General features: G+C 58.3%; 19 protein-coding genes. 11 read left to right on the forward strand and 8 right to left on the reverse strand.

Features of this window, described 5'->3' with window-relative positions:
- The first annotated feature begins 161 nt into the window (after positions 1-161).
- Positions 162-1343 (forward strand): NAD(P)/FAD-dependent oxidoreductase, encoded by a 1182-nt coding sequence (locus tag ACXAH0_RS15805; RefSeq protein WP_475192695.1) that lies wholly within the window; start codon positions 162-164, stop codon positions 1341-1343.
- Between the two features lie 26 nt (positions 1344-1369).
- On the opposite strand, the gene ACXAH0_RS15810 is transcribed toward ACXAH0_RS15805, so the two are convergent.
- Positions 1370-2326 carry an N-formylglutamate amidohydrolase gene (locus tag ACXAH0_RS15810; protein ID WP_475192699.1) on the reverse strand — a complete coding sequence of 319 codons (957 nt, stop codon included), beginning with the start codon at positions 2324-2326 and terminating at the stop codon, positions 1370-1372.
- 404 nt (positions 2327-2730) lie between these two features.
- Here ACXAH0_RS15810 and ACXAH0_RS15815 point away from each other — a divergent pair, with 404 nt between their 5' ends.
- Together ACXAH0_RS15815 and ACXAH0_RS15820 are read left to right on the forward strand one after the other, a co-directional pair.
- The gene (locus ACXAH0_RS15815) at positions 2731-3909 is read left to right on the forward strand and encodes a pyridoxal-phosphate-dependent aminotransferase family protein (RefSeq protein ID WP_475182749.1); all 1179 of its coding nucleotides are present in this window, start codon (positions 2731-2733) and stop codon (positions 3907-3909) included.
- Between the two features lie 69 nt (positions 3910-3978).
- On the forward strand, positions 3979-5703 hold the full coding sequence (locus ACXAH0_RS15820; RefSeq protein ID WP_475192700.1) for a Na/Pi cotransporter family protein: 1725 nt from the start codon (positions 3979-3981) through the stop codon (positions 5701-5703).
- Between the two features lie 24 nt (positions 5704-5727).
- Here ACXAH0_RS15820 and pap read toward each other — a convergent pair whose 3' ends face one another.
- On the reverse strand, positions 5728-7194 hold the full coding sequence (gene pap / locus ACXAH0_RS15825) for a polyphosphate:AMP phosphotransferase (protein ID WP_475192702.1): 1467 nt from the start codon (positions 7192-7194) through the stop codon (positions 5728-5730).
- Positions 7195-7415: 221 nt separating this feature from the next.
- On the opposite strand from pap, the gene ACXAH0_RS15830 reads away from it, so the two are divergent.
- From ACXAH0_RS15830 to ACXAH0_RS15855, 6 genes are all read left to right on the forward strand, one after another.
- Positions 7416-9434: a bifunctional DedA family/phosphatase PAP2 family protein gene (locus tag ACXAH0_RS15830; protein WP_475192705.1), complete on the forward strand. Its 2019-nt coding sequence runs from the start codon at positions 7416-7418 to the stop codon at positions 9432-9434.
- A 220-nt stretch (positions 9435-9654) separates the two neighbouring features.
- On the forward strand, positions 9655-10083 hold the full coding sequence (locus tag ACXAH0_RS15835; RefSeq protein ID WP_475182728.1) for a YeeE/YedE family protein: 429 nt from the start codon (positions 9655-9657) through the stop codon (positions 10081-10083).
- Position 10084: 1 nt separating this feature from the next.
- Positions 10085-10525 carry a DUF6691 family protein gene (locus ACXAH0_RS15840; RefSeq protein ID WP_475192708.1) on the forward strand — a complete coding sequence of 147 codons (441 nt, stop codon included), beginning with the start codon at positions 10085-10087 and terminating at the stop codon, positions 10523-10525.
- A gap of 48 nt (positions 10526-10573) precedes the next feature.
- Positions 10574-11467 carry an MBL fold metallo-hydrolase gene (locus ACXAH0_RS15845; protein WP_475192713.1) on the forward strand — a complete coding sequence of 298 codons (894 nt, stop codon included), beginning with the start codon at positions 10574-10576 and terminating at the stop codon, positions 11465-11467.
- A 37-nt stretch (positions 11468-11504) separates the two neighbouring features.
- Positions 11505-13181 carry a bifunctional protein tyrosine phosphatase family protein/NAD(P)/FAD-dependent oxidoreductase gene (locus ACXAH0_RS15850; protein ID WP_475192716.1) on the forward strand — a complete coding sequence of 559 codons (1677 nt, stop codon included), beginning with the start codon at positions 11505-11507 and terminating at the stop codon, positions 13179-13181.
- 192 nt (positions 13182-13373) lie between these two features.
- Positions 13374-15158 carry a SulP family inorganic anion transporter gene (locus tag ACXAH0_RS15855; protein WP_475192719.1) on the forward strand — a complete coding sequence of 595 codons (1785 nt, stop codon included), beginning with the start codon at positions 13374-13376 and terminating at the stop codon, positions 15156-15158.
- 151 nt (positions 15159-15309) lie between these two features.
- On the opposite strand, the gene ACXAH0_RS15860 is transcribed toward ACXAH0_RS15855, so the two are convergent.
- Positions 15310-15798, reverse strand: a complete 489-nt coding sequence (locus ACXAH0_RS15860) for a hypothetical protein (protein WP_475192721.1) — start codon at positions 15796-15798, stop codon at positions 15310-15312.
- Between the two features lie 127 nt (positions 15799-15925).
- On the opposite strand from ACXAH0_RS15860, the gene ACXAH0_RS15865 reads away from it, so the two are divergent.
- Entirely contained in the window at positions 15926-16435 is a 510-nt protein-coding gene (locus tag ACXAH0_RS15865; RefSeq protein ID WP_475182705.1) for an MmcB family DNA repair protein, read from the forward strand.
- A gap of 102 nt (positions 16436-16537) precedes the next feature.
- On the opposite strand, the gene ACXAH0_RS15870 is transcribed toward ACXAH0_RS15865, so the two are convergent.
- Together ACXAH0_RS15870 and ACXAH0_RS15875 are read right to left on the reverse strand one after the other, a co-directional pair.
- Positions 16538-18187 (reverse strand): methyl-accepting chemotaxis protein, encoded by a 1650-nt coding sequence (locus tag ACXAH0_RS15870; RefSeq protein WP_475182701.1) that lies wholly within the window; start codon positions 18185-18187, stop codon positions 16538-16540.
- Between the two features lie 513 nt (positions 18188-18700).
- Positions 18701-18883 (reverse strand): helix-turn-helix domain-containing protein, encoded by a 183-nt coding sequence (locus tag ACXAH0_RS15875; protein ID WP_475192724.1) that lies wholly within the window; start codon positions 18881-18883, stop codon positions 18701-18703.
- A 121-nt stretch (positions 18884-19004) separates the two neighbouring features.
- On the opposite strand from ACXAH0_RS15875, the gene ACXAH0_RS15880 reads away from it, so the two are divergent.
- Positions 19005-19298, forward strand: coding sequence for a putative quinol monooxygenase (locus tag ACXAH0_RS15880; protein ID WP_475192727.1), 294 nt, complete (start codon positions 19005-19007; stop codon positions 19296-19298).
- 129 nt (positions 19299-19427) lie between these two features.
- Here the strand turns inward: ACXAH0_RS15880 and ACXAH0_RS15885 are convergent, their stop codons facing one another.
- From ACXAH0_RS15885 to xylA, 3 genes are all read right to left on the reverse strand, one after another.
- Positions 19428-20981, reverse strand: coding sequence for a putative bifunctional diguanylate cyclase/phosphodiesterase (locus tag ACXAH0_RS15885; protein WP_475192730.1), 1554 nt, complete (start codon positions 20979-20981; stop codon positions 19428-19430).
- Positions 20982-21621: 640 nt separating this feature from the next.
- Positions 21622-21810 (reverse strand): hypothetical protein, encoded by a 189-nt coding sequence (locus tag ACXAH0_RS15890; protein ID WP_475182678.1) that lies wholly within the window; start codon positions 21808-21810, stop codon positions 21622-21624.
- Positions 21811-22411: 601 nt separating this feature from the next.
- Positions 22412-23731, reverse strand: coding sequence for a xylose isomerase (xylA, locus tag ACXAH0_RS15895; RefSeq protein ID WP_475192734.1), 1320 nt, complete (start codon positions 23729-23731; stop codon positions 22412-22414).
- Positions 23732-23802: the final 71 nt, after the last annotated feature.

A 23802-nucleotide genomic window follows, 5' to 3' on the forward strand; every position in this document is an offset into this window, starting at 1 on the left:
AATGGCGGCGCGGCATTTGATCCGCGCCGTTTTGTCTTGAGGCAAATCGCGTCTCATCGGATTTGCCTTTCGCTGCCTGAAATCAGAGATTTCAACGCAAAAGACAAAATGGTTTGAACTGATATGAACGCGATGCGTTCCAATCCAACCGGGACACCAGCATGACACAACAGACTGCGGATGTGGTCATCATCGGCGGGGCCGCCGTCGGATCGGCCGTTGCCTGCCACCTGGCAATGCGCGACGATTTTTCCGGGCGGATTGCGGTTGTAGAAGCCGATCCCGCCTATGAGATCTGTGCCTCCGCCCGTTCTGCAGCCTCGATCCGCCAGCAGTTTTCAACGGCCATCAATATCGAGATCTCCCTCTATGGCATCCGCTTCCTGCGCGACATCGGCGCCAAACTGGCGGTCGATGGCGAGGCCCCGGAAATCGGCCTGCAGGAAGGCGGCTATCTCTTCCTTGCCACGCCCGGAAAGGCGGACATTCTGAGGGGAAATCATGCCCTGCAGCAGGAACTTGGGGCAAATATTGCCCTGTTCGATGCGGACGGGCTCAAGGCACGGTTTCCCTGGCTCACGGTCTCAGACCTGGCCGCCGGCTGCCACGGCCTGACTGGCGAGGGCTGGTTTGACGGCTACGGGCTGATGCAGGCCTTCCGCAAGAAGGCCCGCTCCCTTGGCGTTGACTACCTGGCTGCCAAAGCCGGTATTGCGCCCGGCACGGGCGGCGGCTGGACCGTGTCCTTGTCCACCGGGAACACCTTGTCCACACCGGTGGTCGTCAATTGCGCCGGGGCCTCCGGCGGAGCCGAAATTTGCGCCCAGGCCGGTCTTTCCGTTCCCATCGTCCCGCGCAAGCGCTGCGTCTTCACTTTTGAATGCCGGGACACCCTCTCCGGCTTTCCCCTGCTGATCGACCCGACCGGCACTTATGTGCGCCCGGAGGGCACCGGCTTTATCTGCGGCTCCGCACCGCCTGCCGGTCAGGACCCGGACTGCACGGATTTCGACGTCGACCATACTCTGTTTGAGGAGCATATCTGGCCGGTTCTGGCTGAACGCGTCCCGGCCTTTGAGGCGATCCGGCCCGGTCCATCCTGGGCCGGGACCTATGACATGAACCTCTTCGACCACAATGCCTTTGTCGGTCCGGCAGCCGGGCTGGACGGTTTTTTCATGGCGCTCGGGTTTTCCGGACACGGCCTGCAGCAGGCCCCGGCCATTGGGCGCGGGCTCGCCGAGCTGATCGCGACCGGCGCCTATCAGTCTCTGGACTTGTCGCCGCTCTCCTTCGACCGGCTGGCCGCAAAGGCTCCGATTTCGGAAAAAAATGTGGTCTGACGGCTGCGCAGACCGCTACACAAGGCCTATTCGGCGACCTCCAGCCTGACAGCTTCTTCAAAAGCGGCTTCAAAATCCGGCTGCAGCTTATCTGCACCGCCATCTTCCACCGCCTGAGAAGCCTCAGGCGCCGGGTCTGCAGCCTCCTCCGGTTCAAAGATCTCGTCCTGGTCCGATGGACCTGAGACCGGGTCCTGAATGCTGCACCAGTCGATCATCCGTGACAGGCTGTCGGCCAGAATCGTCTGCAATCGTGCCAGCCGGGTCTTGTCAGGCTCAAAGGGCGGCGACTCGTGGCGAAGATAGGCCCGCTGGGCCAGAAGAAGCGTGAGGCAGTTCAACCCGCGCTCCGGCCGCCCGTATGAGCGCGTGATAAACCCGCCTTGGGTGTGTTCGTCAATGGCAACCGTGAAACCGTCGACACCGGCAAACCCGCTGACAAAAACATCCCGCAATCCCGTGTCGCAGGACGCGCCTTCTTGGGTGCCGATATTGACCAGAGGCAGACCACTGCCCGTCACGCCCTTGATCTGGGAGCGCATGGACTGGCAGTCGAGAAGAATGACCCGCCTGTGTTTGCGCAGCAGCCGGTCAACCTGCTGGCGCAGAGCCCTGTGAAACGGCACGTGAAACAGAAGAACCCGCTGTTCAATCTCTGTCGGGCCCGGGTCTTCCCCCTCCAGATAGATCCGCTTCCCGTCCAGGGTTTCCAACGGGCAAAGACCGGCCTCTGTGCCGCCCGGCGCTCCATTTTCGGGTCCGGGCTCCTTGTCCGGATCGACTACATATCTTGAAATCGATGATCTCAGGACCGTTGCATCCAGTTCCCGGTGGATTTCAAAGACACGCTCCAGGCGCCAGGCCAGATCCGCCTGCAGCCGGCCCGTTGCATTCAGCCGTCCGGCCACAGGTTTGGGCACGTCCGTGCCGCTATGGGGCAGGCACAGGATAAGAGGGCTCTGTCCTTCTTCGACCAAAATCATGTTGCAGCGCCTGACCGACAATCCGGAACGGCATCAGATTGATGCTATTACTTAACGGAAACAAGACATTTTCTTTTCAAGCATGAGTCATTTGCGCACATGGTGAATGCATGCACCACGCTCATATGTCTTGCAATTCATAGTGTTACGCCATAGCAGCCCCGTTTCCAAGGCCGATTTGAGCACACTCACAGTTTCCTGCACCTTGTTCGTTTTGCCAAGCAAAATCCCGCAGTACGTGTCTTATAATTTTCTACACCCACTCAAGATGTTGCAAAGGTGCGTTAAGTTCGCTTGACCTTGTTCCGATAGCAGGCGACCTTGGCTGGCTGAACTCTCCCAAGCTGGGTCGCGGCCCGTTTTTAGCCTCTCCTGAGACCCTGCTCTTCGACAAAGGATCGCCCATGCCTCTTCGCCACGGCAAAGAATTCCTGATGATTCCCGGACCGACAAATGTGCCGGAAGAAGTCCTGCGGGCCATGCACAAGCCCGCCGTCGATATCTATGAAGGCCCGCTTCTGGAGGCCACCGGCACCTGCCTTGCAGGTTTGAAGCGCCTGTTCCGGACCGAAGGCAAAACCTACATCTACGCCGCCAATGGCCATGGGGCCTGGGATGCTGCGCTGTGCAACACATTGAAGCGGGGCGACAAGGTTCTGGCGCTGGAATCCGGCCGCTTTGCCCTTGGCTGGGGCGAGGCTGCGCAGGTCACCGGACTTGAAGTAGACGTTCTGGAAGGCGCCTGGGACAAGGCTGTCGACCCGGCCGCCCTCGAAGCGCGGCTGAAACAGGACAGCAGCCATGAGATCGCAGCCATTCTTGTGGTACAGGTGGATACGGCTTCAGGCGTATGGAACGATATAGCCGCCCTGCGCAAGGCGATTGACGCAGCCGGGCATCCGGCCCTGTTCATGGTTGACACCATTGCCTCCCTCGGCTGCATGCCCTTTGAAATGGACGCCTGGGGCGTTGATGTGGCTCTGACCGGGTCCCAGAAGGGCCTCATGTGTCCGCCGGGCCTTTCTTTTGTGGCCGCCAGCCCAAAGGCGGACAGGGCCCACGAAACCGCCACCTTGCGCACCAACTACACCGACTGGACGTTCCGCCAAGGGCCGGAACACTATCAGAAATATTGCGGCACACCGCCCGAGCATCTGCTCTACGCCTTTGAAAAAGGCCTGGAGCTTATCTTTGAAGAAGGCCTGGAACAGGCCTGGCACCGCCATGCCCTCCTGGCAGAAGCCACCCGCCGCGCGGTTGCCGAGTGGGCCCGCGGCGGCGCCCTGCATTTCAACATCGCCGAGCCCCATGCCCGGTCCAACAGCGTGACGGTCGTGCGGATTGACAATGGCAGGGCGGCCGAGTTGCGCGCCTTCACAAAAGATGTCTGCGGCGTGACCATTGGCGGCGCGATCGGGTCGCTGTCAGGACAAGGCGTCCGGATCGCCCATATGGGCCATGTCAATGCGGTCATGCTGCTGGGCACGCTATCGGCCATCGAACTTGGACTGGAAAAGCTGGACATTCCCTTTGGCAAGGGTGGCGTCCAGGCGGCCATTGACTATCTGGCGCAGGCGCTCTGAAATTCGGGGGAGCCTGCGCAAGAATAAGACCAAAGGCCCGGATGAAGACCTGAAAAAGGGGAGCTGACCATGATCATCCTGCTGAACCTTGCCGGGGCGCTCGGCCTGTTTCTGTATGGCATGAAGGTCATGAGCGAAGCCCTGTCCGAGCTTGCCGGGCGGCGCCTGAGAACCACCCTGGGCAAACTTACGTCCAACCGGGGCAAGGGCGTGCTGACCGGGGTGTTCATCACCTGCGTCATTCAGTCTTCGTCCGCCACCACCCTCATGGTGGTCAGCTTCGTCAATGCCGGGCTGCTGACCCTTAAAGGAGCCATTCCGGTGATCATGGGCGCCAATATCGGCACCACCTTCACCGCCTGGCTCATCGCCCTTCTGGGCTTTGGCGTCTCCATGACGGCAATTGCCATCCCGCTGATGGCCGTCGGCTTTGTGCTGTTTTCGCTATCGTCGGCACAGGCGCGCAAATGGGGTGGCGTCATTCTCGGCTTTGGCCTGCTGTTCATCGGCCTGGACTTCATGAAAGACAGTGTGCCGGATCTGCAGAACAATCCGGCGGTCTTCACGTTTATCGAACAGGCCTCGGGCTATGGCTTCGCCTCCACGCTGCTGTTCCTGCTGATCGGAACCGCGCTCACTGTCGTGCTGCAATCTTCCAGCGCGACCATGGCCATCACCATTGTGGCTGCAAGCCAGGGCTGGCTGCCTTTCGAGGCTGCGGCGGCCATTATTCTGGGGGAGAATGTCGGGACGACAATTACCGCCAATCTCGCGGCACTGGTCGCCAACACCAATGCCAAACGGGCGGCCCTCGCCCATCTGTTTGTCAATCTGTTCGGGGTGACCTGGGCGCTGGTGCTGCTTGGACCGCTTGTTGCCCTGATCAGCGAAATCGCGCTTTTTACGGGTGCCGGCTCGCCCCTGGCCGACATGGCGGCCGTGCCCTTAGGCCTCGCCCTCTTCCATAGCTGCTTCAATATTTTGAACATCACGCTACAGATCGGGTTTGTCGGGCCCCTTGCCAGGCTGGTCACCCGGGCTCTGCCCGAGCAGCCGGATCCGGAACTGGAATTTGCGCTCCCGAAATATCTGACGGCCTCGTCCGCCAACTATCCGGAAACGGCGATTGATGCCTTTTTGAAAGAAGCGCGGCGGCTTTATAACAATGCGCTGTTTGAAGGGGTCGCGCACGGGCTGACCCTGTCGCGCAGCCAGATTCAGGCCGAAATTCCGCTGGCTGAAGTTGTCAATCAGGCCGGGCCGATGCAGCCTTATGACACCCAGACGCTGTTTCTGCGGCGCATCGAACCGCTGTTTGAGGACATGCTCACCTATTCCTCCAAAATTCTCGCCCAGGACGATCTGTCCAAAGAACAGGCCGACCAGGTCCAGACAATTCGTCTGGCATGCCGGCGGATGCTGGATATTTTAAAAAACAGTGCTGTGTTGAACCGGATCGCCACCCGGGATGTGGACGCCCCCAATGCAGCCTTCCTGGCGGAGATCAATTCCATCCGCCAAGTCATTGCCCATTTGCTGCGGGAGCTGTTTGCCCTGTTTTCCAAAGAGCCGGACCAGCGCACACCGGCCGCGTTCAAGGCCTTGCGCAAAGCGGCCGCCCAACATGATGATCACGTGTTTCAGGAAGTGGACGACCTGATCCGAAAACAGCAGATCACCCCGGGCGAAGGGGCAACCTTGATCAATGCCAGCTCCATTTCCAAACACATGAGCCGGGATCTGGTAAAGGTGGCCCGCACCCTTTACGGCACCTTCCACAGCCTTCCCTCATAGGGGACGGCCTTGTGGGGCCTGTGTTCAAAGACGCTCCTTCAGCCGGTCGCAGATGGTCTTGAGAACCTTGACCCGCGCATGGCGCTTGTCTTCAGAAGAGACAAGAGTCCAGGGGGCATAATGGGTCGAGGTGCGGTCGACCATATCGCCGGCCGCTATCGCATACTGCTCCCATTTCAGGCGGTTGCGCCAATCCTCATCGGTGATCTTGTGCTGCTTATAGGCCGTGTCCTCGCGGGCCTTGAAGCGGCGCAGCTGTTCCTCTTCGGAAATGGCAAGCCAGAACTTGCAGATGACGAAGCCGAAATCCGTCAGCTCCTCTTCGAACTCGTTGATCTCGTTATAGGCGCGCAGCCAGTCATCATGACCGGCAAAGCCTTCGACCCGTTCGACGAGGACACGCTCATACCAGGACCGGTCGAAAATCGCGAAATGTCCCTTGCGCGGCACCCGCCGCCAGAAACGCCACAGATACGGGCGCGCCTTTTCCTCATCCGAGGGCGCCGAAATCGGATGAACCTTGTAAAGCCGGGGGTCGAGCGGGCGGATGACCCTGCGGATCGCCCCGCCCTTGCCTGCCGCATCATTGCCCTGAAACACCAGCACCACACCGGTCTTGGACATCGCCTTGCTGTCGGACAGATCCGACAGGATCTCCTGATAGGCCTCCCGCTGCTTTTCGTAAGCCGCCTTGTCCAGCTTTTCGCTCAGGTCAATCGTATCGACCGCCGTTTCCCGCTGCAGGCCACCGACAACCGGCGGGGCGGCAATGGAGCGGGCTTCGCCATTTTCCAGTTTGAGGCTCATGGAACGGGCCACTGTCTGGGCCAGGGCCGCATCCCGGTATTCGGCATCCTGGGAGGGAATGACAAACCAGGGGGCATAGCCCTTGCTGGTTTCCAGAACGATCTTCTCGCCCGCCTCGCTCGCCCGTTTGTGGTGATTGAGGGCCGCCCAATCGGCCAGAACATGGCGGGCGGCTTGTTTCTTCTCGATCTTTTTCAGGCGCTTTTCCTGAATGTCCTTCGGCAGGAAGAACCAGAACTTGAGGATCAATACATCCTCATTGGCCAGCATTTCCTCAAAGCGGCGAATGCGCACCAACGCCTTTTCAAACGCATCCTCATCGATCTTCTTGTAGATCCAGTCTCGCAGCACCGACTGATACCAACTGCCGAACACAATGGCGGTTTCGCCCTTGGCCGGCAGGTCCCGCCAATAGCGCCACAGCGGCGGCCGTGACCGGGCTTCGTCCGTCGGGTCGCCATAGGCATTGCACACCAGATGGCGCGCATCCATCCAGCCATAAAGCCGGGCGACCGCCTCGCCCTTGCCCGCCCCGTCCAGACCATCCACGAGGATGAGGGTCGAAAACGGCTTTTTCTCAATGACCGGAAGCTGGGCAGACAAAAGCGCCTCGCGCAATTCAGGTTCAAGTTTCTTGAAGTCCTTCTTGGTCATCTTTTGCGGCAAACGGGCGGATTCAAACATCAATGGCTCCTGAAAAAGCGATCTGAGTGCATCTTGTCGCAGCCGCCCTTAAAAAACCATGGCGCAGATCAAAGATCAGGGAATGCGTGAGAAACAAAATTTTCGCTATTGGTTGTCAGGATCGCCCCATATATGAAGCTGTATCCCGTATCTCAGCCTGTTCTTCCGCTTCGGAAGTCAGGTTCTCAAAATTTGATTTACCGTCAGGCTGACACACGTCCGTGACCGACTTTCTTGATCCCATCCTGACCTTTATCGCGGAAAACCCTTCGCTGGCCGGGTTGATCTGCTTTCTGGCCGCCATGGGCGAGGCGCTGTTTCTGGTCGGCCTGTTCGTGCCTTCCACCGTGGTTCTGGTCGGTGCAGGCACCCTGATCGGCCTTGGCAAACTGGACGCGCTGCCCATCGTGATCTGGACCACGCTCGGTGCGACGGCCGGAGATGCCATTTCCTATTGGGTAGGCTACCGCTTCAAGGACCAGCTCAAGAACAACTGGCCTTTGAACAAATACAGCCACATGGTTGAAAGCGGCGAGCGGTTTTTCGAAAAACACGGCGGCAAGAGCGTGTTTTTCGGCCGCTTCGTGCCCGGTGTCAAATCGGTGGTTCCGGGCATTGCCGGAATGGCCGGTATGAATTTCAGCCGCTTCTCCGTGGTCAATGTGACCTCCGCCATTGCCTGGACCATCGCCCATCTGGGGCCGGGCATTCTGGCCGGGTCCGCGCTAAACGCTCTGGGACAGATCAGCGGCCGGCTGGCCATGGTGCTGGGCGCGCTTCTGGTGGTCATCTTCCTGATTGTCATGCTCGGACGCTGGCTCATTCTGATCATTCTGCCGCTGTTTCCAAATGCCCATGCGCTCATTGTTGCCTGGTTCGCGCGCCGGCCGGACCGGATCTCCAAGTGGATTGCCCGCACCTTTGACCCGGCCCATCCCCGCTCGGTCGGCATGCTGGCCTCCGCGCTGTTGCTGCTGGTCTCCGTGCCCGCCTTTTTCTGGATCGTCGGCGAGGTCGCGCCGGGGGAACCGCTGGTGCTGGCAGATCTGTCGATCCTCAATCTCTTCGACAGCCTGCGCACGCCGGCCGGGGACAGGATCATGGTGTTTTTCACCATGCTCGGGGACGGGATTGTCGTTACAGCGATTGCGGTTGTGGTTACCCTTTATCTGTTTGCGAAAAAGGCCTGGCGGCGCGGAACCGGCTTTATCATCGCCATGGCCGGCACCGCCGCCTTTGTGCCGCTCTTCAAGCTGCTGCTGCACCGCTCACGCCCGCTGGACCTTTACACTGGCGCCCATGCCTACAGCTTTCCCAGCGGCCACGCGACGCTGACCGCCGTCCTCTTCGGGATCTGCGCGGTTCTGATCGCCCATGAACTAACCCGTTGGGCCAAGGCCAGCATCTTCACGGTGACTGCCGCCCTCGTGATCACCATCGGCTTTTCCCGGGTCTATCTGGGCGCCCACTGGATGTCCGATGTTCTGGCCGGTCTGTTGTTCGGTACCGCGATGGTTGCCGCCTTTGCCTTTGTGTTCGGCCCGATCCACAACGAGAAGATCGGCCGGGTTACCCTGGCCGCTCTTGTGGCCGCCACTCTGGCCCTTTTTGGCGGCTGGCATATCACCTCCTCCTTCGACACGGCCCTGGTGACCTACCAGCCAAAGGCCGAGACCGAGACCCTGACCGCACAAGACTGGTTTGATGGCGGCTGGCGCTCCCTTCCAGACCGGCGGATCGAACTCAACGGTGATCTGGAAGAGCCCCTGGTGATCCAGTATGCGGGGTCCCTGGAACACTTTGCGCAGCAGGCTGTAAAGGCAGGCTGGCAACGCCCGCCGAAATGGTCCCTCACTTCCGCCGGCGGTTTCGTGGAAGGCAAGACCCCACCTGATTCTCTGCCGATCCTGCCCCGCAGCCAAAGCGGCCGGCAGCCGGATCTGGTGCTGATCCGCAAAGACGCTGGCACGGACAAGGAAGGCCGCTGGGTACTCCGGCTGTGGCCGAGCCGGTATCAGGTCGAGGAAAATGGCCAGGATCATCCGCTATATCTCGGCAGCGTGGTGCATGAGGATATCTTGCGGCCCATGGGCGAATTTTCCGGGCCCCGGACCGATCTTCACGTTCCCTACGCGTCCGAGAACCCGGCTCTGCTCCTGCCAGGCGCTATGTCCCGAAAACGCGCAGACGGGACAGATGTGGTGCTGAGCCTGCCCTCAGCCTCGCTGGCCGAGAACTGAGACCTGGTCCCACCTGCCCCCCAACCCGGTTCCAATTCCAGTTGTGCCTCCTGCACTTTGTCCGGTCCTTCTTTTACCTCTGTTTCCTGCCTCTTTCAGGCTTGATCCTCACATTTTCCTGCGCCTTCACACTGGTTCAAGATGCCGCAGGCCACTCTCAGGGCTTGCGTTCAATTACTTATATTCATAAATTCGAATATATTGTAGTTTGAGGGCCATCATGACAGATTTTACACCCTTCACCAGTTTCGCGGGCGGATTGCTCATCGGTGTTGCAGCCGTCTTTCTGATGGCAGCTCATGGCCGCATTGCCGGGATCAACGGCATCGTCAATGGCCTGCTCACATTTAATATTGGCCGGGACTGGGCTTGGCGGGCGGCCTTTCTCGCCGGCATGATTGCCAGTCCGCTCGTGCTGCTGGCTGCAAGTGGTCAGTTGCCGGACATTCAGGTGTCCTCCCCCCCTGTCCTGCTTGTGGCAGGTGGATTCCTGATCGGCCTTGGCACATCGCTGGGATCAGGCTGCACCAGTGGCCACGGGGTCTGCGGACTTGCGCGCCTATCGGCCCGCTCCCTCGTGGCAACCCTCACCTTCATGGCCACAGCCGCCGTGACCGTATTCCTCAGCCGTCATATGTTTGGAGGGTGACATGCTCAAACTTCTTTCCGCTTTTGCCATTGGCCTCGTGTTCGGATGCGGTATTCTGATCTCCGGAATGGGCAACCCGGCGAAGGTACTCAACTTCTTCGATGTTTTCGGTAGCTGGGACCCGAGCCTCGCCTTTGTGATGGGAGGTGCCCTGCTCGTGACCGCCGCTGGATACCGGCTTGTGTTCCGGTGGCCCCGTCCGCTTCTGGCTGCGGCCTTCAGCCTGCCAGCCCGGCAGGATCTGGACCGGCGGCTCATCACCGGATCGGCCATCTTCGGGATTGGCTGGGGCCTTGCCGGTTTCTGCCCGGGCGGCTTGATCCCGGTGCTTGGTTTCGCAGGCCAGGATGCGCTTCTCACCGCCGCCGCCCTTCTGGCTGGCATGCTTGCCGCCAGAGGGGTGACCCGATTGACCTTCAAGGACCAGCCGGCCCGCGCCTGACCGCGGCAACGCCCGTCCCTTTCAGCCTTTCGTTCAAGGAGACACCAGATGTTCGCTTCAAACTACCCGGTCGATATGACGGTCATCCCTGAGGTGACGGCCTTCTTCGATCCCGCAACCAACACGATCAGCTATGTGGTAAAGGATCCGGCCTCCAAAGCATGCGCGGTTGTCGACAGTGTCATGGATATCGACTATGCGGCCGGGCGCATAACCTATGACCATGCGGATCAGATCATTGCCCATATCAAGGAACATGATCTTGAGCTGGAATGGCTGATCGAGACCCATGTGCATGCGGACCATCTGTCGGGGGCGCCCTATATCCAGCAGCAGCTCGGCGGCAAGCTCGGCATTGGCGACAAGATCACCGTTGTTCAGGAAACCTTCGGCAAAGTGTTCAACGAGGGCACGGAGTTTCAGCGGGACGGCAGCCAGTTCGACCGTCTTTTCAAGGATGGTGATACCTACAGGATCGGCTCCCTGACCGCCTTTGCCATGTATACGCCGGGCCACACGCCCGCCTGCATGGTGCATGTGATGGGCAACGCGGCCTTTGTCGGCGACACCCTGTTCATGCCCGATGGCGGCTCTGCCAGGGCCGATTTTCCCGGTGGCGATGCGGCCACGCTCTACGATTCCATCCAGAAGGTGCTCGCCCTGCCCGATGAGCTGCGCCTGTTCATGTGCCACGATTACGGGCCGAACGGCCGGGATATTCAGTGGGAGACAACGGTGGGAGACGAAAAGGCCCACAACATTCATGTGGGCGCCGGCAAGACCCGGGAGGAGTTCGTCAAGTTCCGGACCGAACGCGATGCGGTGCTCGACATGCCGAAGCTGATCATCCCGTCGCTTCAGGTCAACATGCGCGCCGGTCAACTACCGCCAAAGGACGAGAGCGGCAAGACCTTCCTGAAGGTCCCCGTCAACGCGCTTTGACCCAATGAACCGCAACAAACACTCGGGAGGGACCGCTGTGACACTGAAATCGATAACGGACCAAATCTATGTGTCGCCGCAAATCCGGCCCGAGGATCTGGCCGAACTTGCCCAGGCCGGTATCCGGTCGGTAATCTGCAACCGGCCGGACGGTGAAGGCGCCGACCAGCCGGCTTTTGAGGAGATTGAGGCCACCGCCGGAAAGTTCGGGATCGAAACCCGCTATCTGCCCATCGTTGCGGGCAAGGTCGGAGATGGGGATGCGGACGCCTTCGGCCGTTTGCTGGAAGGCCTGCCCAAGCCAACCCTAGCCTATTGCCGGACCGGAACCCGGTCGGCCACCCTGTGGTCCCTGTCTCAGGCCGGGACCTTGCCGCTGGCTGAAATCCTGGAGCGGACCAAGGCTGCCGGATACGATATGGCCGGCGTCGCCAGACGGATCGTGAACGGCGGCAGGACACCGACAGAAACCGCAGAAGATGCCCGTTTCGATGTCGTCATTGTTGGCGGTGGCGCGGCAGGCATCTCTGTGGCCTCCAGCCTTCTGTCCCGCACATCAGATCTTGAGGTCGCCGTGATCGACCCGGCCGATGTACATTATTATCAGCCCGGCTGGACCATGGTCGGCGGCGGCATCTTTCAGGCCGCAGACACGGCAAAGACCATGGGTTCGCTCATTCCCAGGGGCGTTCACTGGATCAAGTCGGCGGTGGCCGCCTTTGAACCGAAAGACAATGCGGTGGTTCTGGACGGCTGCCGGGTGATCAAATACGGCCGCCTGGTGGTCTGCCCGGGCCTTAAACTGGACTGGCACCGGGTGGAGGGCCTGGTGGACACTCTTGGCAAGAACGGGGTGACCTCCAATTACCGCTATGACCTCGCCCCCTATACCTGGAAACTGGTGCAGGAGATGCAGGCTGGCCGGGCGCTTTTCACCCAGCCCCCAATGCCGATCAAATGTGCGGGCGCGCCGCAAAAGGCGATGTACCTGTCAGCGGATCACTGGGTCCGCACCGCCCGTCTGGGCAATATGGACATCCAGTTCATGAATGCGGGCGGGGTTCTGTTCGGGGTCAAGGATTACGTGCCTGCCCTGATGGACTATGTGAAGCGCTATGGTGTGCAGCTGAATTTCTTTCACAATCTGGTTGCCATTGACGGTCCGGGCAAGACGGCCACGTTCGAGGTCTCCCAGCCGGACCAGCCCGTGCAACGGATTGAGGCCGGTTTTGACATGATCCACGTAACACCTCCCCAGACGGCACCGGACTTCATAAGAGTGTCGCCATTGGCAGATGCGGCAGGCTGGGTGGATGTGGATCAGGCAACTCTGCGCCACACCACCTATGACAATATCTGGTCACTCGGTGATGTGATGAACGCCCCAAATGCCAAGACGGCCGCCGCCGCCCGCAAACAGGCCCCAGTGGTGGCGGAAAACATCGTCTCCGACATCAGGGGCGGCAGTGCAACGGCCCAATATGACGGCTACGGCTCCTGCCCGCTCACCGTGGAGCGCGGCAAGATCGTGCTGGCCGAGTTCGGCTATGGCGGCACCTTGCTGCCAAGCTTCCCGCGCTGGCTGGTGGACGGCACCAAACCGACCCGGACCGCCTGGCTCTTGAAGGAACGCATCCTGCCTCCGGTCTATTGGAAGGCCATGCTGCGCGGCAAGGAATGGCTGGCCAAACCGGAAAAAGTCTCTGCGTCCTGACCGCCCAGCCACCGCTCTGAATTGCTTTCCCGGGCCGGGACACTGGCCCGGATCCTGTTCGAGACAGCCCCGGAGTGCACCCGCCCGCAAGCTGTCCCATGTTCACCGGCCTCCCTGTTCCGGCACGGCCCTCCCGCGCCGCAAACGCATTTTCTGGCCCTCCGGCGCCTTGAGATGCCTTAGAAAGATCACATGACTGCGCTCAAGCGTTTCCTGCCCATTCTCGACTGGGGCAAAAGCTACAACAAGACAACCGCGACCAGCGATCTGGTGGCCGCCGTGATCGTAACGATCATGCTGATCCCCCAGTCACTTGCCTACGCGCTCCTGGCGGGCCTGCCGCCTGAAGTCGGTCTATATGCCTCGATCCTGCCGCTTGTGGCCTATGCGGTGTTCGGCACCAGCCGGGCGCTGGCGGTCGGCCCCGTGGCCGTTGTCTCCCTGATGACAGCCTCCGCCGTCGGTGAATTTGCCACTCAGGGGACGCCGGAATATCTTGGTGCAGCGATTGTGCTGGCCCTGCTGTCCGGCTTGATGCTGACGGCCATGGGCTTTTTCCGGCTCGGGTTTCTGGCCAATCTGCTCAGCCACCCGGTCATTTCCGGCTTCATCACCGCGTCCGGATTGCTGATTGCGGCCAGCCAGCTGAAGCACATTCTGGGGGTCCCGGCGCATGGGCACACGCTCTACGAGATTCTCCTGTCGATCCTGAAGCATCTGGACGCGGTCAACGGGATCACCCTGGCCATCGGGGCATCCGCCACCTTATTCTTGTTCTGGGTGCGCAAGGGCTTGAAACCCCTTCTGCTCGGCCTGGGCCTTCCCGCCTTTCCCGCTGATCTGCTGGCAAAGGCCGGGCCGGTGGCGGCCGTCGCCGTAACCACCCTTGCCTCTGCTCTTTTTCATTTGTCCGATGCCGGGGTGCGGGTCGTCGGTGACATCCCCTCCGGCTTGCCCATCCCGCATCTGCCTGCCTTTGACAGTGAGCTGTGGCTTGCGCTTGCCGGGCCCGCACTGCTCATTTCCGTCATCGGCTTTGTGGAATCGGTCTCTGTCGCCCAGACCCTGGCGGCCAAGAAACGCCAGCGGATCGAGCCGGATCAGGAACTGATCGGCCTTGGCGCCTCCAACATCGCCTCCGCCCTCTCTGGCGGATATCCGGTCACAGGCGGGTTTGCCCGCTCGGTTGTCAATTTCGATGCAGGCGCGGCAACCCCGGCCGCGGGGGCCTTCACGGCCATCGGCATTGCCCTTGCCACCTTGTTTCTGACGCCGCTGCTGACCCATCTGCCGCAGGCCACCTTAGCAGCGACCATCATCGTTGCGGTCCTGTCCCTGGTGGATTTCGGTGCTGTGAAACGCACCTTCGCCTATTCCCGAAGCGATTTTGCCGCCATGGCGGCAACCATCCTGATCACCCTCTTTTTCGGGGTCGAGCCCGGAGTGGTCACAGGGGTCGGCTTGTCTGTCGCTCTTTATCTTTACCGCAGCAGCCGGCCCCACATGGCCATTGTCGGCATTGTTCCAGGCACCGAGCATTTCCGCAATGTGGACCGGCACAAGGTTGTGACCGGAGACCGGGTTCTGACATTGCGCGTAGATGAGAGCCTGTTTTTCGCCAATTCCAGATTTCTGGAAGACCGGATCTACGAACTGGTGGCAGACCGCCCGGAGATCGAGCATGTGGTCCTGATGTGCCCTGCGGTCAACGAGATCGACGCCAGCGCGCTGGAAAGCCTGGAGGAGATCAATCACCGCCTGTCGGATTCAAGCGTTGCCTTCCACCTGTCAGAGGTCAAGGGGCCGGTCATGGACCGCCTGAAACGGACCGACTTTCTGGAGCACCTGACCGGCGAGGTGTTTTTAAGCCAGTATGAAGCGCTCTGTCGGCTGGACCCGCTTACAGCGCATATTTCCGAATCCCGGACCCCGAAGAAAAACGCGCAGTCTGATATCTGGTCCGGACCGGAGATTTAGAGCAAACCGCGTTTGATCGGATTTATCTTTCGCTGCCTGACATCACAGAAGGTCCACGTAAAAGACACAGCAATTTCAATCCGGATTCACGCGACGCGCGCCCAACCAATCTCGTGTGAAAAACCGGAATTCTATTGCCGGAAAGGCGCCATCACTCGGCGCCCTCCGCTTTCAGAACCGGCTGGATCGCCTCACAAAAGCGGAATTGCACCGGCCGTCCTTCTCCTTCCTGCACCAGCAGGGTATTTTCGCCCCGAGGCTGGACCGTCACCAGCTCAATGGCTTCCGCACCACTGTCGAGAAGACAATTGATGGCCGCTCTCTGGGTGTCCATGCGCCCGAACTCCGCCCCATAGACCTGGCAGATCCGGTCCGGCATTTCCCAAAGCCCCCGGTAGATTGCCAAAGTGCTTCCGGGCGGGGTCCGGTCAATGCTGTCAGCCGGACAATTCTTGAGATCCCGCACCCAGATCCCTTGCGCAAAATCAGCAAACCGCAAATCCAGGGTCCGGCCTTTGAGAAGCGGTGCGGATTTCGGGATCTTGACCTTCAGATCCCCTTTGGCCGCCGAGGCGGGTCCAGGGACAGCGCAAACGGCAAGCCCCCCAAGCAATGCACATGTCAAAAGTCCTAAACGCATATCCCCTCCCGGATCTGCACAAAATCGCATGTCATTTGCATATCGCGAAACACGCCAAAAGGCGAGACAGTCCTTTCCGCTGCGAAACATGCTTGCAGAAAGTGAACAAAAATGGAACAAATATCAGATGACACAGGATGATCGTCTCACCGCAGGCCGCCTTCAGATCCATGATCCGCTGGCGGACGGGCGGCAATCGGAGCGGGCTCTGAGAGTTTGGCGCGGCGCGGCCCGGCTGCTGCGGCAGCTTGATTTTGCTTGCCTGCCGGAAGTCACCCTGGCCTCGTCCCGCCGCGCGGATTTGCTCGCCCTCGGGCCCCGCCACCAGCTCTGGATCGTGGAAGTGAAATCCTCCCTTGCGGACCTGCGCGCCGACAGCAAATGGCCGGACTACCGCCAGCATTGCGACCGGCTTTATTTTGCCACCCTTCCCGACGTGCCCCTGGAGGCGTTTCCCGAAGAGGCTGGGCTTATTCTGTCTGACGGATTTGGTGCTGAGATCCTGCGCGAGGCCCCTGAGCACAAACTGTCCGCCGCGACCCGCAAGGCCGTGACCTTGCGCTTTGGCCGCCATGCGGCCAACCGGCTGCACGATCTGCAAGACCCTGACGGACGAGCCTCTTTCGAAGGCCTTTAGAAAACCGCCAGCAAAAACGGGACCCGGCCCGGCCGGATCCCGTCTATTCGTTTCATATGCCTGGCGCCGCCCTTTCAGGCTACGCCTGTCCGGTCTTTCCGGTCAGGCAGCTTCGGCAGATGCGTTGGCCTTCACGTCATCGAGAAACGCCCCGACATTTTCCCGCAATTCCTGGGCTTCCCGCTCAAGGCTGTTGGCCGCTGCATGGACCATCTCCGCGGCTTCATTCGTAACGCCTGCCGCCTGAGAGACCCCGCCGATGTTGTCGGAGACCTGTTGGGTGCCGGAGGCCGCCTGCTGGATGTTCTTGGCAATGTCATTTGTGGCGGCGCCCTGCTGTTCCACAGCTGCCGAAATGCCGGACGTGATCTCGTTGATCTTGCCGATCGTGTCGGTGATGATCCGGATCGCATCCACCGCCTGGCTGGTTTCCCCCTGAATGCTGGAAATCTGCGTGGAGATTTCCTCCGTCGCTTTGGAGGTCTGGGTTGCCAGTTCCTTCACTTCGGCAGCCACAACTGCAAACCCCTTGCCGGCTTCTCCGGCCCGGGCCGCTTCAATGGTGGCATTCAACGCCAGAAGATTGGTCTGCTCGGCAATCGCCTGGATCAGCGTAACCACCTCACCGATCTTGGCTGCGGCTTCGGACAGGCCCTGAATCCGCTGGTTGGTCTCCGACGCCTGCACGGTCGCCTGCGAGGCAATCTCACTGGATGCAGTCACCTGGCGGCTGATTTCCGAAACGGAAGCGGCCAGTTCATCGGCGGCCGCGGCAACCGTTTCCGTGTTGGAGGACGCCGCAGACGCTGCCGCTGCCACAGCTTCGCTCTGGTTGGTGGTCTGCAGGGCCCCGGAATTCAGGTTGGTCGAGGCATGCTGCAGACTGTCGACAGACGCCCCGATTGTTTGCAGCAAACCGGAGACCTGAATTTCGAATTCGGAGGACAGATGCTGAATATTGCGCGAGCGCTCCAGATCCTGTTCCTGCCGCGCATGCTGGCGGTCTTCCAGATCGCGGCGGGTATTTTCATTCGCTACAAAGGTCTCCATGGCACCGGCCATTTCGCCGATTTCGTCCCCGCGCCCGGCGCCTTCAACGGCCACATCCGTATTACCGTCTGCCAGTTGCTTCATGCCTGATGTCAGCTTCTTCAGCGGCACGGAGATGTTGCGGATGGCAGCCACCGCCACGAAGGCAGCAATGAGACCGCCGATCATCAGGAAGCCAAGCAGCGCGCTGGCCTTGGACCAGAATGCGGCAGACACATCATCCACATAAACGCCAGTCGCCGTCACCCAGCCCCAGGGTTTGAAGGTTTCCGACCAGGTGGATTTTGGCAGAGGCTCCGTTTGGCCCTTCCTGTTCCACATATAGGAGCTGACGCCGCCGCCATTCTGGGCAACCCGGATCATTTCCCGCACGTGGTATTTTCCAGTCTTGTCGCGCGAATCCCAGGCGCTTTTGCCTTCGCTCGACTTTTTGGCACTCACGATCCGGTTTCCGGCCTCGTCAAAAATAAAGGCATAATTATTGCCATCAAAATGAATGGCCCGCACCACGTTGCGGGCCCACTCCTGTGCCTCCGCCCGGCTCATCTGGCCGGAGGCTTCCAGTTCATGGAAATATTTCAGAACGGAATTGGTGATTTCGACAACTGTCTGAGTTTTTTCCGTTCTTTCTCCGTAGAGAATGGACCGGAGCGACCACAGATCATAGCCCACAAGTGCTAGGGTAAACACGGCCAGACTCATGACCGGAATCCAGATTTTGAAACTGATTTTGAATTTGTCGAGAAGCATTTTTTCGGCGCCCGAATTAAGTCAGATGCGCATTTGATTGCATGATTCCATTAAGTAACTATAAATTTTATTTTTTATTTTGTGCAGATACTTCAATATCTTACAGCCTTATTTTTCCAGAAACCGCTGAAACCGTTGCGTCACTTCAGTTCATTTCCTCTAAGTTACAGATACCCCTGCCCGCCCGTTGTCACTGGAACATTTTTCAAGCCGGCAGCCGGAGAAACTCACCGATAGAGGAAACCGTGTTTGGGGGCCGTCATGGCGATGTTCATCTGGCTTGCGCGGAGGAACCACAGATACACAATTCTGACGTGCCAAAGGTGCGGCCAACCAATACATAAGGCGTTCAGCTCGTCCCAATCCCCTATGATTATGTGATCGCCGCGCTATCGGATGTCATACCAAGCGTAGTTGATCATGACCCATGCGAAGAACTTCGCATCCATGAAAAGCCAGGCCGTGTCACGTCGGGTTTCGGTCAAAGAACTTCACATCTATTGTCTCCTCCAAGTGTCGCATGCGGCGGCTCAAAGTCGGTGACCTTGAGTCTGAAACGGCAGCAGCCCCCGCCAATCCGCGTTCTTTAACGAGGGCTGGAAAAAGCCGTAGATCATCCCAATTCGGCGTTTTGTTTTTGAAAGTCATATTTCAGATACTGACGTAGAGACGGAATGGTGACCAACGTAAACTAGGCAAAGATTCAGCTAACCAAGGCTTTTGGGCCGCTTTCACAAAATATGACAAGATAACAAGGGACATCATTTAAATGACAAAAGACCATATCGTCATGGTGACTTTTAAACCTAAGCCCTTACATCTCGAAGCCTTTGCAGGCGCCATGCAATCTGTCAAAATCGAGTTGCCTTGTGTGGACGGGTGCAAAGCCGTTCGCGTCATGACTCATCAAGACGACCCGTCAGTATTCATGTTGATTGAGGATTGGGAAAGCTCAGACAAGCATGCGGCTCACATCAATCGCCTGGTCGAATCTGGCGAGTGGGCTGGTCTTGAACAGATGCTTGCGGTGCCCCCTACAAGCATCGTTCTGACACAAGTCTAACAAATCTCGGAGACCAGTCATATCGCTGGTCTCTGCCCTTTGCCAAACCAGCCGTTGACCCGACTATGCCGAACGGCAGAAAATCCCGCACAAGAGACACTGCCCTGGACCGCATCCAACGACGATGTTCTAGAGGACAGCCCGCCCGGCCGTCTTGGTCCCGGCGTGATGCTGCTTCTTTTCCAGAAAAGCCGGCACGTCCTCAGCGTTCAAGGGCTTGGAGAAGTAATAGCCCTGGATGTTGGTGCAGCCGAGCGAGACGAGCGCGTCCAGTTGTTCCCGGGTTTCCACACCTTCAACGACACATTCCAGATTGAGATCCCTGCACAGGGAAATCACCAGACGCACGATGTTCCGGCTGGACTCATCCTGATCGATATTCTCTACAAAGGACTTGTCGACCTTCAGCTTGTCCAGTGGCAGGCCATTGACATAGGCGAGCGACGAGAAGCCCGTGCCGAAGTCATCCAGGGCGATATGCGCGCCGCACGCCTTCAGGATGCGGATATGCGCCAGCGCCATCTCGTAGTCCTGGATCATCGAGCTTTCGGTGACTTCAAACGAGAGCCGGGCAGCACTTGCGGTATCTGCTTCTAGCATCTGCAGAATTTGCAGGATCGTATCGGGACTGCACAGGTCCTGGCCGGAGAGGTTGAAGGACAGGCGAACATCCACCGGCCAGTCCTTCATCTGCTTCAGACAGCGTTTGAGAAGCATCGGCGTAATCACTTTCATGAAGCCGGTTTGCTCGGCAATCGGGATGAACTCGGCCGGAGACACGAAGCCAAGTTCTGCGCTTTTCCACCGGGCCAGGGCTTCAAAAGTATGGGCCCGGCCACTTTCCAGATTCACCATCGGATGGAAGACGAGATAGAGTTCGTTTTCTAGGTGGTCCGATTTCAGGCCCTGAATGATCTTGCCGGTGCGCAGCTGATGCTTCTTGTGCTCATTTGAGAAGATGACCGTTTGCGACTTGCCGCTTCGCTTGGCCTGATAAAGCGCAATATCCGCCTGCTCATAAAGCTCTTCAGGTGCAAAATCAGCCTCGTCCTCAAACTCTTCCAGCCCCGCACTGTACCGGGCAATACCGACAGAACAGCCGACGGAGATGGAGATGGTGCCGACTTCGATCGGTTCCCGCAGCACGTCCATCAGACTTGCCCCGATCCGGATCAGATCATTGTCGCTCTTCTCGCCGTGCACGAAGAACCCGAATTCGTCCCCTCCGATCCGGCACAGGGAAAAGATGTGCTCGCTGGCGGTCAGGAGCCGCTGGGACGCGACCCGTAAAACCTCATCACCCACAACATGGCCATAGGTGTCATTGACCGGTTTGAAACCATCCAGATCCACGACTCCGGTAAACACCTGGCTGTCGTCGGTCCGGGACGCATTCAAGGTCGATTTCAGGATCTGGAAATAGTGTCGGCGGTTGGGCAGTTCGGTCAACATGTCCAGGCTGGCGAGACGGGCTTTGTCCTCGCTCAGATTGATGATGTCGAACTTGGATTTCAAAAGGGACCGGAAGTCTTCCAGAAACAGCTGCGAATGAACGACGACGGCAGCAAAAACTCCGATGATCACAAGACCGGCAAACACATCGGCAGTGTCTCCCAGCCAGATATGCACCACCGACAACGGCACAAAGACGATCGCGCCTACGAGCCGGGCCGTCGTTTTCATGTAATAGAGTGTAAGGTAGGTTAGGAAACCGACCGCAGTTTGAGCTATGAATACATAATACTTCCCGACTTCATCTGCCCGCAGGTAGAAATACATATTCACCGCACAGACAATCGATGACGCGGAAACCCAAAAAATTGCTTCATAGGAAATCACACTTTCAATGTGATTGTTCAATATAGTTTTATTACTTTTAAGGCAATACCAAAACAATCCATGAAGAAATGCGATCAAAATAAATAAAATTTGAAGAAGGATCGAAATCCTCCAATCGAATTCTTCGCTATAGATGAAGATATTTCCAAGGATGGCGATAGTCGCAACTGCAACACATGGCGTTGACGCACGGCCGAAAGCTTCATATTGCGCCACTTGGAGCGCCCGACGTTCAATAGCGGATATTTCTTCCACAAGCTTCACTCTGCACTTTGACCTCCCAAACCGTCCTCATAACTGCTGCGATAAGATTTCAGCAGTTTTCTTCATCTCGACAATAATATTTGTAAGTCCGCAACAAAGAGATGCGCGGCCGCAGCGCCCATGTCCACGCCCCAAGAAAAAGCCTGCGGTTTCATTAGGCTGCCTTCACATCCAGCAGAAACGACCCGCTGGCTGATCGCATATCTTCCACTTGCTGGATTCAGTGCTCCATGCGGGCAATGTAGTCGTGGGTTGCGGCAACAGGCTTCCAGGAACGGGGCAGAATGAACTGGTTGGTATGCACCACAACCTTTGCCATCACCGCGTTCATTTCCGCTGCCAGAAACGCATCTCTATTCATGCCTTCCACTTTTGCGATGTCTTTTTCCACGGACACGAGACTTTTCAAGCTCCATGCTCCAACCCCGCAGCCAAAGAGGGTTTTCTGCTTTACAGTCATGCGAGAACTTTTACGAGTAATTTCACACGTAATTTCACACGTAATTTCAAAAACTAATATAATAAATCGTTAATATAATACATTTTTATTATTTAATGAATACGCAAATATTGTTTCTTTCTTTTTCTGCGCAATCATCATTGTGATATTTAATTTATTTTATTTAAAAATACATAATAAATTATTTAATTACTGCTTTTCTTTCATTATGCTCTCATCAACAAAACATGAAATCTTTAGGTGCGATTTCCGGATTCGCTCGTGAATTTTCCTTCAAAAACTCTACGGCAAATCATGTTTTTTTGCCGGGTTCCAACAAATTTCGAGAACCGGAAAGACCGCCCTTGCCAGCAAGTCCCCTCTGCCACTTGCGTCAAAAAATTTGATCGCGTCACAAGCCAAGGGTCTTATACACAGCGTAATTCCGGCGGCCACTCTCCTGAGCCCAAAGATGGAGTTTCACAGAAAAGCCCCCAAGAGGCGACGCCACAAGGACCAACAAAAAGGCCGCGGAAACCCGCGGCCCTTGAAAGAGAAAAACCGAAGCCGGTCAGACGAAAAGATTGGCCAGGCTTTCCAGATATTCCTGCCGTCCCGATTTGGGCTGGGGCTCCAGATCCGCTCCATGCACCCGCTCCGCCAGCGCCTCCAGGGAAGACCCGCCATTCAGGATAGCCGCGTTTTCCGGTGCCTTCCAGCCCGCATAGCGGTCCTCGACAAAGCCTTTCAGACGGCCATCCTCGATCATCGCCGCTGCGGCCTTCAGCCCCCGGGCGATGGCATCGGCAGACCCCACATGGGCCTGGATCAGATCCAGCGGATCGAGCGACTGGCGGCGCAGCTTGGCATCGAAATTCGTGCCTCCGGTCGTGAAACCGCCATCCATCAGGATCTCGTAATAGGCAAGCGCCAGTTCCGGCACGTTCATGCCGAAGTGATCCGTATCCCAGCCGCACTGGTAATCGTTCCGGTTCATGTCGACAGACCCGAGAATGCCGAAGGAGCGGGCCATATGCAGTTCATGCTCGAAGGAGTGCCCGGCCAGGATCGCATGCCCCTGCTCGATGTTCATTTTCACCTCATTCTCCAGACCATAGGCCTGAAGGAAGCCATAGACCGTGCCGACATCATAGTCATATTGATGCTTGCTCGGTTCCTGGGGTTTGGGCTCGATCAGGATCGTACCCTTGAAGCCGATCTTGTGCTTATACTCCACCACCATGTTGAGAAACCGGCCCAGCTGGTCCAGTTCCTGTTTGGCATTGGTATTCAGAAGGGTTTCATAGCCTTCACGCCCGCCCCACAGAACATAGTTTTCACCCTTCAGGCGGTAGGTCGCATCCATGGCGTTTTTCACCTGGGCCGCCGCATAGGCAAAGATATCCGGGTCCGGGTTCGTGGCGGCACCGGCCATGAAACGGCGGTTGGAGAAGAGATTGGCGGTCCCCCACAGCAGCTTCACGCCGGTGTCAGCCATTTTGCCTTCAAAGAGATCGGCAATGGCATTCACATTGGCATTGCTTTCCGCAAGCGTCTTGCCTTCCGGGGCAATGTCCCGGTCGTGGAAGGTGAAATACGGCATGCCCAGAATCTGGTACATTTCGAAGGCAACATCTGCCTTCAGCCGGGCCTGGGCCATCGGATCGCCCCCGGCCGCCATCCAGCTGCGCTGGAAAGTTTCCCCGCCAAACGGATCCGTGCCCGGCCAGCAGAAGCTGTGCCAGTAGCATACCGCCAGGCGCAAATGATCTTCCATCCGCTTGCCCAGGACGATTTCGTCCTTGTTGTAATGGCGGTAGGTTAGCGGGTCGCGGCTTTCCGGACCGGCATAGGGGATCGGCTGCAGGTCGCCAAAAAAACCAGTGCTCATGTCATCATCTCCCTGGATCGCCCCTGCCCCAGAACTCTGGGGAACAGGTCAAAGGCAATCGGTTGTCAAAT

This window comes from Roseibium sp. AWQ4_290, from assembly GCF_056160985.1.